We start from the raw sequence: 13333 nt of genomic DNA, 5'->3' as shown, positions 1-13333 counted from the left end.
TAAATTAGAAATGCAGAAAATTTGAAATAGTTTTTTAACTAAGCTGCCTTTTCCGCAGGTTTTTGAATAATTTTTAAATCGGAAAACATACGGTAACCATAGCCATTCACAAACTCTTTCCTCCAAATTTCATTATGATAGGTTTCAAAAACATCTTTTTTAAAAGGATAGCGCACCCCTTTATGATAAAAAGCCTCTCCTAATTGCAGCATATTGAATCCTCCTTTATTAAGCACTTTCGTTAAGGCACCGGTAGTCATAAAATACCAATTCGGAATATTATTAACATAACAATATTCCGAAGCAGCATTTAATATCCCCCATATGATACTCCCATTAATTCTCTGATGATCATGTAATAGTTTAACCTTATCGGTTACCTTTATTTCTTTATCATCGTCCGTAATACCATAAGGTGAATCAATATCTGAAACTCGCCTTCTTATTTCCCTGATGATACATAGCCTAGACAACTCGACAGTTTGATTCTTTGCCTTGGGTATAATAGGCTCTTCAATAGGGCAATACTGCTCAATAGGCAATAAATTATTATTCTTGAAAATCAGCCTCATTGCTCCAATCCACTGCCCTGTTTTCTTATGCTGTACAATAAAATGGACGGATTTATCATCATATTCGTCGATTTCTTGACCCATCGGAAAATTGTCCTTATTTTCAAACCCCATTTCTTCACAGTAGACTTGATAACGTATCGAATAATTTATCTTTTTACTTTCACAAGTATCTGCCAAAAAAACCTGAAAATAATCATCAAACATAATAACTCCGTATCATTTATAAAAATAACTCATCAACAATGAGATCTAACATGCAGCGCATTCATTAATATATATTTTGTTAAGATCAAAATATAAAAAATCTATACCATTCAAATTCATAAAATTAAATTTTTCTTAAATGCTTTCCGCTCAATTATTAAATTATCATTAAAAAATTGACATAATGGCTCGATTTTTAAAATTAACTTTCCCAGAATCTGAAACTTTAATCCTAGCTCATAAATATTATAGAAAACTTAATTGTGTAAGCGCTTAACAGAAAATCTGCTTATATAAGCAGGACTTACGCAAAATATTTGATCGCTTAGGGGACATGAATCAAAGACTAAGGTCAAACGCATCAAGTTATTAACCTGAGTTTAGGATAAGCCCTATCGGAAGCCCACCTTGTCGAGGTCATGCCGCGCGCGGCGGGCGATGCTTTGGAAGACCTGGTGGCGCGGAATGCGCCGGTTGTCACAGACAGCCAGCGCGGTGGCGTCGGCGATGGAAATGCCGTCGCACTCTCCTTTTTTGAGCAACGAGAACAAAGCGGCCAGCGGCACCGCGCAACGGGGCAGGAGTTCGACGCAGCGGTGGTAACTCTGGGGAGCCTTGGAAATTCGGCACGCAGATGACGGTAGACAGTGCCCAGATAAAAGGATTTGAACTGGCGGAAGCGCAGCTGATGGAACAGAATGGCTAGCGTCATCAACTCCGATAGGACTCAAGGCGCTGGGCTGTTGGCTCCGTTTCACCCCCTTATAGGAGAATATCTATGAACGAACCCACAGAACGGCTCAATAAAGTTGATCGAGGGAGCCATTTCGCCCGGCTTACCAACCGATGAGGTTTCCAAGCCGGCTCGAACACTGGCAAAATCGTCAATCAAACAAAAAAATTCAATCAAATAGCCCCTGCCCCCCCCTTAGTCTCTTCAGATTTATTTGCCAAAACAGAACCTTAAAAAAAGGTGGCTCTCACTTTGGAATTCTTACCCTGACTTCATGGTATTTATTTTATTGTAATATCAATAGGCTCTGTTGTATAAATCCTGGTGAAGACAAAGTTTCTCCCTTTCTCTATTCTGGTTAACTGACCGGATAACTATCCGGCATACCCAAGCCCGTCATTTTGTTTAATACCCCACCCCGACACGCAAGTAAGCTTCCGCTTGCTGCGCCGCGAAGCTTCTATTTTTCAACTTCTGGCTAAACAGCGTCTTGACCCGAAACATCGCGGTTTCGGCCAAACTGCGGCGATGATAGCCGCTCTGCCATTTCCACTCCGCTTCGCCTTGTTCCTGACAAGTGCGCAGGATCACCGTCCGCGGATGTGGTGTCCTCTCTTCATTATCAGGCTAGGCTAAGGCGCCGGCCCGCGGCGGTACCAAGGCCTGGGCATGCCGCTGCCGGATGGCTTGGCGGCAAAGGGTCATGTCATAGGCACCATCCGCGGCCACTGACGCCAGCGCTTCCTCGGTGTCTAGTTGTTCCAACAGGTCCGGCAAGACTTCGGCATCGTCCACAAAATTTGCGGTCAGTTCAACCGCCACGACTTCCTGGGTTTGCGCATCCACGGCAATATGCAGTTTATGCCAGATCCGGCGTTTACTGATGCCTTGTTGCCGGACTTTCCATTCGCCTTCGCCATAGACTTTTAGTCCGGTCGAATCCACGACCAGATGCCGAGGGGTCTGGGCAACAGGCCGGGGCAGCGCCACCGACAGGGTTTGTTGCCGCCGGCATAAAGTGCTGTAATCCGGCACTTGTAGCGGCCCATCCAACAGATTAACCAGAGATCTCAGAATCCCTCAGTTGCTCGCAACGGCAACTGGAAAAGCTCTCGAATCATCAGTCCACACTGAATCGCCACATCGGAATAAGTCATCGCCCTGCCGCGGTAACCGGACCTTTCAGGCTGATGCCAGCGTTCAATCTGGGAGTCTTCAAACCAGAGCGTCAAGGCCCCGATTAACCAGGGAATCATTGTACGCTCGCCAATTCTTCACTTTGTAGCAGGCTTTCGCTTTCTTCATCCGCCCTGATTTGAGGCAAGGCGGATTTATGCAACAAAGCCATATCAACATCATAAACTAAAAAATAAAACCCATGAAAATTAATGAGATTGCAGTTTATTGAATAAGCTAACCGCTGCATTTTTTTCCAAAAAGGATTGTTCTGCATTCACGAGAGGTTTAAGGATTTCAACCGCTTTTTGATCGTCACCGTTAACTGAATAGGCTTCGGCAAGATGAAATTGAATATCACTGGATTTAGACGCTAATGAGGCTGCTTTTTCTAAAAGGAGCAGACCTTCTTTTGGTTGACCCTGCTTGACCAGAATATATCCATAAGTATCTAAAATTGCAGCCGATTCAGGCGCTTTTTCGTATGCTTTTTTTGCTAATTCCAAAGCTTTCGGATTGCTTTGTTGAAAATAGAGATAGGCTAAATTATTTAAGGCAAGCACATGATCTGGCTGCCCTTCCAGAATCGCTTTGTAATGGGCTTCGGCCTGTTTGTTGTCATTCTGCTGTTGATAAACCGTAGCCAGTTTGAAATGAATTGCGCCGTTTTTGCCATCTTTTTCCAATGCGTTGTTTAAAAGATTGATTACGTCAGACTGCTTCTTTTGAATGGTCATAATGTCGGCTAAAGTAAACAACACTTTGTTGCTCGGCTGGAGTTTATAAGCTTGCCGGTACATCTCGATGGCCTTGTCAAGCTTTTTCTCTGCCAGGTAAACATCTCCTTTCAGCAACTTTCCAAGCACAAGCTTCGGAGATTGCTTGTCTACTCTAACTGCTAAATCCAGAGCTTCTTGATAGTGCTTCAATTTGATTAGATAGGCGGTTTTAAAAACCTGGGCTTCCGGTTTGTCAGGAGAAATTTGGTCAGCTTCGTCCAGCAATTTAAGCACCTCCTTCTCTTTACCCGATTGCGTGCTTAATAATCTAGCTAACAACAAACGATTAGCTATATCTTGCTTATCCTGGCCGATAATTTGATGTAACGTTGCCTCAGCCGCCGGTAAATTTTTATTGATTATTTGAGCCCCTACAAGTACTGAAAGCGCTTTATTATCATCTGGATAGCGCTTAACCAATTCATTACCAACTGTCAACATCTTTTCTGGCTGTTTCTGTATCGCATAAAACTTTGCTAAACTTTGAATTACTTTGATTTCAGCAGTGATATCTCCTTTTACTTTTTCCTGCGCTGTTAATAAAACTTTTTCTACTTCATTAATATTCTTTTGTTTTAAAGCTATATCAGCTAATACAAGATAGGCACCAATGACTCTGTCATTAACACCTAGGGCTTTATTGGCGTAGCCTTTGGCTTTATCGAATTGCCCATTATCTAACGCAAATTTAGCTGCTCCAATGTATGCCAGAACATTTCTTGAATCCAGCTGAATAGCTTTTTCAAAGTTTTGATCGGCTTTAGCCAAATCTTTCTTCAGAGTATATAGAAGCGCCTGCAAATTGTAATATTGAGACTCATTCGGGTATTGTCGCAATAGATCAGACACCTTGTTTTGAGCTTCTACAATTTTGTTTTGTTTTACAAGACTGATAACCTCCTCAAAATTTAACTTTGTTTTATTTTTTTCTGCTTGATTTATAGATTCAAGAAAAGATGGCAATCGTTCCGATTCGTTATTTAAAGGTTCTAGTATGCTCTTTTGATTATCTTCCAATTCATAAATTGCTGCTTCACAGAGCGGATTTAAAGCTAAGAAACCGATAGCCATTATAAGTGCGGATTTAATACTAGATAGCTTATTTTCCATGATCTCGCCTTCGTTTGAAGAAATATTTTTAAATTAGGTTTACCTTTTTCCATAGCTGTGAGAAAAGTTTTCCTTAAGGTAACCTTTTATAGACAAATTAAAAGTTCACGGGATGACCTTAAAAAAAGTAACTCTATTTGAAAAGTAAAAATGAACTGCAATTACCCAGATTTAGGTTCCCCCCCATACAGTTAACTCAAATTAAATCGCACTGCAAAAAGATATGACAGTCTGCTAAGAGTCAGGATATTTTATACCGGAACGCTGACTTGTCGTTATTCTTATAAAATAAGGCTCGTTCTTGATGGGGGCAAATTTCAGTCCATAATTTTCCGGATTGGCAAAAATATATGTCAAGGCTAAAAAACGAGGAACATAATTTTGTGTCTCTTCGGGCAAGCGCAAAGACCAATAATCGGCTTGCAATCCTTCGGCAAGATTGCGGTTAATGGCATTGTCAACAGCCCCTTGTCCGCAATTATATGCGGCCAATGCCAACAACCAGTCCCCTTTAAAATGAACATTCAGGTCGGATAAATAGCGAATCGCCGCCCGGGTAGAGGCCAGCGCGTCAAGCCTTTCATCGTATTGGTCATTTTGATCCAGATCATAGTCGTTGCCGGTACCGGAAATGAATTGCCAAAGTCCTGCAGCACCTTTAGGCGACATCGCCGTCGGCTGATAAGCGCTTTCCACGATGGGCAACAGAGCCAGCTCCAAAGGCAGTTGATGCTGATTGAGTTGCTCCACGATATAGTAAAGATAAGGTCTCGCACGCTCTGCCACGCGATAGAGATAGCGCGGATTCTGGCTATAAAAGCGAATCTGCCTATTGATTCGCTCATCAATCAGCATTTTTTTGGTGTCTCCGTTCTCTAAAGCTTTGCTTTGGTTAGCGGGCATGTTCGAATCCGCCAGAGATAAAGGTTGGCGATTAGAGCAAGCTGAAGAATGATTCTTGTCTTGAGCCAAAGCACCAATCATTTCCGGAGCATTATGTGAATTTCCACTAATTGACAAGCTCGAGTTGCCGTGTTTGAGCTGTTGATGACGGTAATTAGATGCAGAGGTCGCTTCGACCTTATCTAGGCAGTCGTCATTGGAATCTTCTGTTGAACCTTGCCGATATTGCGCAGTAGGGGGGAGAATACAGTCGGCATTATCTCCCGAGGGATTGCCGGCGCCGAACCTCAGGCGGCAACCTAAAGCCGTATAGCGATGTAACGGAGCACCAGCGGTGTGCGGCTGAATGATATACTTTGCCTTCGCTAATTGTTTCCGCTCGGCGTTTTCCCTAGCTGCAGTTTTGGGACTCCCCATAGATTCGGAGTTTATGTCGTGCAGATCAAGCGAGCGTGAAGCATCGGCTAGTTTTTCTTGCTTCAGCGCATTCTTTGGTTGTGTTGAGATGAAACCAGGCCAAAAAATTTTCAATCCCAAACGAAGGCGCTCCCAAACATCGTCGGGATCATGCAATGCCTTTTCTTCATTCGCACTGCCAGAAAGGCTTTGTCCTTTACGGGCCATGGCATTATCCGATACATCATCCGCAGGCGGAGCGTCTGCACCGAATCTAAGGCGCATACCTAATGCGGTGTAGTTGTTGACAGGCAAGGGAAGAGAGTGGGGGCGAACGATGTATTTTGCCGCGGCTTGTTCTAATTTTGTACTTTTCAGGAGCGCCGCCCGCCCACTTTCCAGCTCCGCGGAATTTGACGCATTTGGTTCGGTATCAGTGGAATATTCTTCTGTCGTAGGATTTCGCTCCATCCCAATACCGTACTGATTATTCCTTTGATCTCGATGAATTTCCAGAGCGGTCGAAGCGGCGTCGATTTTGGTTGAAAAAAATATACCTGCCGCACAATTCAAAACCAGCACCAAAGTCCGCATTATCTCACCCTCGCAAGCGAAGCCGAATAAATTAAGTATTTATCTCTGAATAAGTTTCCTCTCTCGCAATGCCGTTAAGTTAAGGGGCTGTAGGGGGGATAAGCGTAGTTCCACTGCGCAATTGCCGGATCCTCCTAGAAGAGGGCACAAGTGCGCTACGTTTATCCGGCCTACGTAAGACCTTAATTTAACGGCATTGACCTTCTCCCGAATGGAGAAGGAGATTATTCGATTTATTCAGAGTTTCCTTAATGGCTTAACAAAAAGTCGCCCAGTGTAATCGCCGAACTCTTACGGATTTCACTGACGACTCGTTTTAGCCCGTCCGAATAGCACAACCTGTAACCGAGCCATTCGTTGCTCAATTGTACCAGCAAAAAGCTGTTCAAACTGATCCTGTTATCAGCAGGAGGTATATTAATCGATAGAGATATTTTGATTTATCAAACCTCGACGCTCCGTTTCAGCGATAACCCGCTGCATGCATTCAGCTTCTGCATTACTCTAACTCATGCATCCCTATCAGTCGTGCAATCTCTACACCCACTCCATCCATGGCGTTTATGCAGGAGAGCACGACGCCAAGGATGAGCTATCGTCGGCCAATGGTGGAAGCCAGAATTCGGCTTTTAGGCATGCCAGAGTCTCCCGAGGAAATCGTCTAGCCCGAACCTCTATTCTTTCCGTTCCGCGAAATTGTACCCCAGCAACTCCTTTAGCCGGCTCAGCAGTGCCTCCTGAAGGATTTGAAGCTCCGCTAACTTCACTTCCGCTTTCGCGGTTTGGCCGCGGGCATATAACTCGCTCAATTCCACTGCCAGCTCCTGTAACTGCCGGTACAGCGACTCTACAGTCCGAAAACAGCCCAGCGATCCATAACGAACGGCTCCTTTGGTTTTCAGCCATGTACTAAAACGGCTTTGTCGGTCATCCAGTCTCGGAGGCTCATTGCATTGCCTCCGGATAAAATTTTCCATGGCTTTCATCCAGACGCAAAGCTCGACGCCGGCAAAGAGCAACGGCAAATCGTCGCGGCTGACTAACGGCACGTGCTCCCAGGCTGGATAAGTTCGCCAGACGGAGGCCCAACCGGCAAAATCGCTTGCCGGCATAGGGAAAGCGATACCGAATCCTTGACCCAATTCGCATCCCAACTGAAGCAGCATTTCACCCTGTTCGGCCGTCTCTACGCCTTCGGCGATCACCTCGCGCCCAAAGGCTTCCGCTAGCCCCATCACGCCCTCCAGAATGGCCAGGTCATCCGGATTGCAAAGCATATCCCGGATGAAGCTCCGATCGATTTTAAGTAAAGTTACCGGCAATTGTTTCAGATAAGTCAGCGAGGAATAACCGGTGCCAAAATCATCCAACGCAAACATGACGCCAATCTCTTTACAGGACCTGATGATTTGGGATACTTTGACGATATCTTCCAACGCGCTGGTCTCCAGCACTTCCATTTCAAGCCAGGACGGATCGATTTCCGGATGGGCCGCCAACAGTTCGCGCAGACGACCGACAAAATCGGCTTGCTGCAAATGGCGGGCGCTGACGTTGACGCTCACCGGGATATCCAGCCCTTGGCGGCGCCAGAGCGCAATCTGGCTCAACGCTGTATCGATCACCCACTCGCCGAGTTCTACAGCCAAGGGATGATCCTCGATGACGGGCAAAAACCTTGCCGGCGGCAACAAGCCTTCATCCGGATGTTGCCAGCGAAGCAACGCTTCGGCGCCGATGACCGCCCCGGTGCGCATGTTCACTTTGGGCTGGTAATACAAGACGAATTCCCGCTCGGCGAATTCTCTCCAGGCTCTCATGGCGACAGCGAATGCTATTGTCGAGCACCGGATCGAAGAGAAAATAACGGTTTTTACCGGCCAACTTGGCCTGATACATGGCCTGATCGGCCTGACGCAACAACTGGTCGGCATCGATGGCCTCCTTCTGCGGGTAAACAGTAGCGCCGAGACTTGCAGCGATAAACCTTCGATGCACACAGGCTCCGCAACGGCGACCAGCAGACGGACGAGCATGGGCTCCAAGGTGTCGATGTCGGTCAAGTCGATCAGCACCCCGACGAATTCGTCGCCGCCCAAACGCGCCAGCGTGTCGCCTTCGCGCAACGTCAGTTTCATGCGCGAGGCAACATGCATCAGCAGTTGATCGCCCACTTCATGTCCGTAATCGTCGTTAATCGCTTTAAAGCCGTCCAAGTCGATAAAAACCACCGCCAAATGCAGGTCTCGTCGATGTACTTGCGCCATGGCTTGCTGCAGCCGGTCGGCCAGTAACACGCGGTTGGGCATATGGGTCAGCGCATCGTAATGTGCGCTTGCCGTCAACTTTTCTTCCAGCTTCTTGCGCTCGGTGATATCCACGTCCATGCAGACAAAGCTGATGCGATCGTCTTCCGTCGGAATAACGAAAGTCGTGGACATAATCCATCCCTGCTGGCCGTCCCGGGTATGAATTTCGCTCTCGAAGGGGCCATAGGAACGGCCGCTTTCACGGAGTTGGGCAAGGACCTGCAAAAATTGAACCGCTAATTCCGGAGAGAAGATAAGGTCGTCAAGTTTCTTGCCGAGCGCCTCTTCGCTCTTCCAACCAAAAAGCCGCTCCGAAGCCGAATTCCAGTAAGTTACCCTTCCCTCGTCGTCATACCACTGCACGGCGACATTGGGCGTATTGTCGAGGGTAGCGCGCAACTGGGCTTCGCTGCGCGCCAGTTCGGCAGTGCGCTCCGACACTCGCCGTTCGAGATGGGAGCGTTCTTCCTCCAACTCCGCCGTGCGTATCGCCACCTGCCGCTGGAGCATGCGATTCCAAATGAACACCGCGGCAATCGCCGCCAAAACCGCAAGAAGCCCAAGACCGACGACAAGCCAAAATCGCCAGTCGGAAAGAAAACTGTGGCCGGAAGCATTGAACCACTTTTTACGAATTTCTGCCCGTTCCGCCTCTGTAATCGCGGCCAATCCTTTTTGCAGAATGCCGTGCAATACGGGTTCGCTAAGCGGAGTGGCAATCGCCAGACTAACGGCGAGTTCCACTTCGCCGGCCACGCGGAGATTGCTGATGCCTTTCTGAGAAATGAGGTACGAAGCCGTTGCCAAATCGATGACGGCTGCATCGGCGCGCCCGAAAGAAACGTTGAGCAACGCCGAGAGATCATCCGAAACGATGTCCGGCGAAAAGCCCAGATTTTTACCCGCGAGATTCTCCGTCACCGCATAACTTTTGACCAATGAAACCTTTAACCCCGCCAGAGCTTTTTCGTTCATCCGGCCAGCGCGATTCTTCCTGACGAGAATGACATTGGGAATAGAAATATAGGGATCGGTGAAGCGCATGAACTGTAACCGGGCAGGTGTCGGAGTCACTGCGTTGACGATTTGAACTTCACCTGTCCGCACCGCCTCGAAAATATCGTTGAGCGATGAAAACTCCTGCCGCTTAAAAGTGATGCCGATCTTCGATTCGATAAGCCGGATATAATCGTACGCGAGTCCCACGGGCTGTCCGTCGGCGCCCAGAAACACGAACGGCGCGTAACCGGTTTCGATTGCCAAAACAATACGAGGTTGATTGTTGGCAAGCCAGAGGCGTTCTTCGGGAGTCAATATTTCATCGCTCTGGCCGATGTTACCATGGACAGTGGATACGAGGAGCGGACTCAGCAGAACGAGAAGCAAGGCATGGAAAGTAATTTTCGGAAGTTTATCGATCGTTTTTAAGCAGCTAGGCGGCATCCGGCGACAATGGGTAAAAAGGAATCAAAAGCCACTCAAAGAACTGCACTGGAAGCGCATAACACCACCAATACCATCACAGATGACTGAAATCATCCGATTTTTTCGGAAAACATAAAATAACGGCGTGCTCCGGCCGAAACGATAAACTTGGCTTGAATGGGAAACGACGTTGACACGCGCCCAATTTTACAACAAAAAAATATTAAAGCGATTACGGCTTTTCCTGTACGGTGGATTGCCTTCCTCACCCAGACTTTTCGATGAAAAAGCATTACCGAGAAAGCCGGAAAAATCGGAGTTTACCGAATAGGAATCATGCGCGGAAAACGGAAGTGCTCGCTCCGGCGTTTTGTTACCACAAACACGGGCTGCGTCTATATGATTTTTATGAGGCAATAAAAAGGGCTTAGACTTTCGTCTAAACCCTTGATTTATCTGGAGCTGGCGATAGGCCTCGAACCCGCGACCGGCTGATTACAAATCATCACGAATCACAACCGAAACACGCAAAATCCTCGCAATAACGCGCAGTGCCTTGATGCCATTATTAACATGAAATAACCAACTCTACACCCTCCTTCGCATAAATCATGCTGTCAGCAGAGCAGACCGATCTTGGCATGTTAGCACCAGCAAATCGCCAACGGGTTACGTCAATTCAGTGGATTTGTCAAAGACCTCGTCGCTCATTCCGTCACCAGCCGTTTCCCACCACAAGGGGGGTCTATGGACATTCGGTAATCCGGTTCGGATAATTCGAATTCCTTCACTAATTGCGCCAGAGGTTTATCACCCGCCAGCGCTGCCATGGCGGCTTTAGCTTTGAAAATCGATGAATGGCTTCGTCTCGTTTTGATTGACATCTTCGACTCCTTGTGGTGTCCTTCTGAACATTCTACAGTACCAGGGCTTTCACTTAACCAGCTGTTCAATTATTAGGGACCACCTTTAAGTGGCACCAATGCGGCATTCCACTGTCATAATTGGCAAGATGGCTAATGGTTAACGAGTATATTCATTGCTTATTACTATTATTAATTGCTACTATTATAATAAGTGGTCCGCCGGCTTGTTCAACCGGAGATGAAATTATGACTCTGTTTAATCAGTACATTGCCCGACACCGTCGGGAAGAGGAAGAATACAGCCTCGAAGAATACCTCAATCTCTGCAAAGAAGACCGCATGGTCTATGCCAGCGCGACGGAGAGAATGCTGGCGGCCATCGGCGACCCAGAGCTTGTGGATACCCGGAAAGATTCGCGCCTGTCGCGCATCTTCTCCAATAAAGTGATCAAGATCTATCCGGCCTTCAAGGAGTTCTACGGCATGGAAGATACTATCGAGCAAATCGTCTCTTATTTCCGCCATGCCGCCCAAGGTTTGGAAGAGAAAAAACAAATTCTATACCTGCTTGGACCGGTAGGAGGAGGTAAGTCCTCCCTCGCCGAGAAGCTCAAGCATTTAATGGAAGGTATCCCGTTCTACGCTATCAAGAATTCGCCGGTGAACGACTCGCCCCTCGCCCTGTTCTCGGCCGATGAGGATGGCGAGATATTGGCTCAGGAATACGGCATTCCACGGCGCTACCTCAACAAGGTGCTTTCCCCGTGGGCCGTGAAACGCCTGCATGAGTATAATGGGGATATCACCCAGTTCCGGGTGGTTAAGCGCTGGCCTTCGGTATTGAACCAGGTGGGTATCTCCAAGACCGAGCCGGGCGACGAGAACAACCAGGACATTTCCTCGCTGGTGGGCAAGGTCGATATCCGCAAGCTGGAAAAATACTCCCAAGATGATCCGGATGCCTACAGTTACTCGGGCGGTTTGTGCCTGGCCAACCAGGGGCTGATGGAGTTCGTGGAGATGTTCAAGGCGCCCATCAAGGTGCTTCATCCTCTGCTCACCGCGACCCAGGAAGGTAACTACAAGGGCACCGAAGGCTTCGGCGCCATTCCCTTCGACGGCGTGGTGCTTGCCCACAGTAACGAGAGCGAATGGACCACCTTCCGCAATAACAAGAATAACGAGGCGTTCCTGGACCGTATTTACATCGTCAAGGTGCCCTACTGCCTGCGTGTCACCGACGAGGTGAAGATCTACGACAAGTTGTTGCAGAACAGTTCGCTGTCCGAAGCGCCATGCGCTCCCGGCACCCTGCAGATGCTGGCCCAGTTCTCGGTACTCACCCGCCTCAAGGAACCGGAGAACTCCAGCATCTATTCCAAAATGCGCATCTACGACGGAGAAAATCTGAAGGATACCGATCCCAAGGCAAAGAGCTACCAGGAATACCGGGATTTTGCCGGGGTCGATGAGGGCATGACGGGCATTTCCACCCGCTTTGCTTTCAAGATCCTCTCCAAGGTATTCAACTTCGATCATGCCGAGGTAGCGGCCAACCCGGTGCACCTGCTCTACGTGCTGGAACAGCAAATCGAACAGGAGCAGTTTCCCCCCGAGGTGGAGCAACGCTATGTGAGCTATCTGAAGGAGTATCTGGCGCCGCGCTACGCCGAGTACATCGAGAAGGAGCTGCAGACTGCCTACCTGGAGTCTTATTCGGAATATGGCCAGAATATCTTCGATCGTTACGTAATTTACGCCGACATGTGGATTCAAGATTTGGAATTCCGCGATCCGGACACCGGCGAGATCCTTGATCGAGCCCAGATCAATGCCGAGCTGGAAAAGATCGAGAAGTCCGCCGGCATTGCCAACCCGAAAGATTTCCGCCACGAGGTGGTGAACTTCGTGCTGCGGGCGCGGGCCCAAAACCATGGCAAAAATCCGGCCTGGACCAGCTACGAAAAATTACGCCTGGTGATCGAGAAGCGCATGTTTTCCAGCACCGAGGACCTATTGCCGGTGATCTCCTTCAACGCCAAGGCTTCCAGCGAGGAACAGAAGAAACACCATGAGTTCGTGGAACGCATGGTAGCCAAAGGTTATACGGAAAAGCAGGTACGCCTGCTAGCCGAGTGGTATCTGCGGGCACGGAAGGCGTCGTGAACAAGAGCTGTCCGCAATCAAGCCCCTTCTCCTGGGGGCGGATAGGGAGCGGGAGGCCATGGTGGCTGAGCCATGCCTCACAGCCACCTTAACCGCT

Annotated in this window: 6 protein-coding genes and 4 pseudogenes; 1 reads left to right on the top strand and 9 read right to left on the bottom strand. The window is 48.1% G+C overall.

The genetic code is table 11. The annotated features are described in order from the left end of the window. Nucleotides 1-38: 38 nt before the first annotated feature. The 9 genes and pseudogenes from JJL52_RS14905 to JJL52_RS14875 form a co-directional block, all read right to left on the bottom strand. Nucleotides 39-779, bottom strand: coding sequence for a PEP-CTERM/exosortase system-associated acyltransferase (locus tag JJL52_RS14905; protein ID WP_202053284.1), 741 nt, complete (start codon nucleotides 777-779; stop codon nucleotides 39-41). 422 nt (nucleotides 780-1201) lie between these two features. Next, nucleotides 1202-1689: pseudogene (locus JJL52_RS21825) on the bottom strand (transposase); the annotation flags it as partial. Between the two features lie 228 nt (nucleotides 1690-1917). Further along, nucleotides 1918-2103, bottom strand: coding sequence for a hypothetical protein (locus JJL52_RS21820; protein WP_436231526.1), 186 nt, complete (start codon nucleotides 2101-2103; stop codon nucleotides 1918-1920). Nucleotides 2104-2139: 36 nt separating this feature from the next. Further along, nucleotides 2140-2768, bottom strand: a pseudogene (locus tag JJL52_RS14895) (IS5 family transposase). A gap of 129 nt (nucleotides 2769-2897) precedes the next feature. After that, the gene (locus tag JJL52_RS14890) at nucleotides 2898-4577 is read right to left on the bottom strand and encodes a tetratricopeptide repeat protein (protein ID WP_202053283.1); all 1680 of its coding nucleotides are present in this window, start codon (nucleotides 4575-4577) and stop codon (nucleotides 2898-2900) included. Between the two features lie 234 nt (nucleotides 4578-4811). Further along, the gene (locus tag JJL52_RS14885) at nucleotides 4812-6470 is read right to left on the bottom strand and encodes a transglycosylase SLT domain-containing protein (RefSeq protein ID WP_202053282.1); all 1659 of its coding nucleotides are present in this window, start codon (nucleotides 6468-6470) and stop codon (nucleotides 4812-4814) included. 674 nt (nucleotides 6471-7144) lie between these two features. Further along, nucleotides 7145-8263 (bottom strand): annotated as a pseudogene (locus tag JJL52_RS21815) (putative bifunctional diguanylate cyclase/phosphodiesterase); the annotation flags it as partial. After that, nucleotides 8169-10222, bottom strand: a pseudogene (locus JJL52_RS21810) (diguanylate cyclase domain-containing protein). The pseudogenes JJL52_RS21815 and JJL52_RS21810, both read right to left, overlap by 95 nt. 689 nt (nucleotides 10223-10911) lie before the next feature. Further along, the gene (locus tag JJL52_RS14875) at nucleotides 10912-11088 is read right to left on the bottom strand and encodes a hypothetical protein (protein WP_202053280.1); all 177 of its coding nucleotides are present in this window, start codon (nucleotides 11086-11088) and stop codon (nucleotides 10912-10914) included. A gap of 228 nt (nucleotides 11089-11316) precedes the next feature. Here JJL52_RS14875 and JJL52_RS14870 point away from each other — a divergent pair, with 228 nt between their 5' ends. Then, the gene (locus JJL52_RS14870; protein WP_202053279.1) at nucleotides 11317-13236 is read left to right on the top strand and encodes a PrkA family serine protein kinase; all 1920 of its coding nucleotides are present in this window, start codon (nucleotides 11317-11319) and stop codon (nucleotides 13234-13236) included. Nucleotides 13237-13333: the final 97 nt, after the last annotated feature.

This window comes from Candidatus Methylomicrobium oryzae (assembly GCF_016745425.1).
Classification (GTDB): Bacteria; Pseudomonadota; Gammaproteobacteria; order Methylococcales; family Methylomonadaceae; genus Methylomicrobium; species Methylomicrobium oryzae.
The sequence above is the reverse complement of the archived record's forward strand: the minus strand, read 5'-3'. Positions and strand labels throughout refer to the sequence as shown.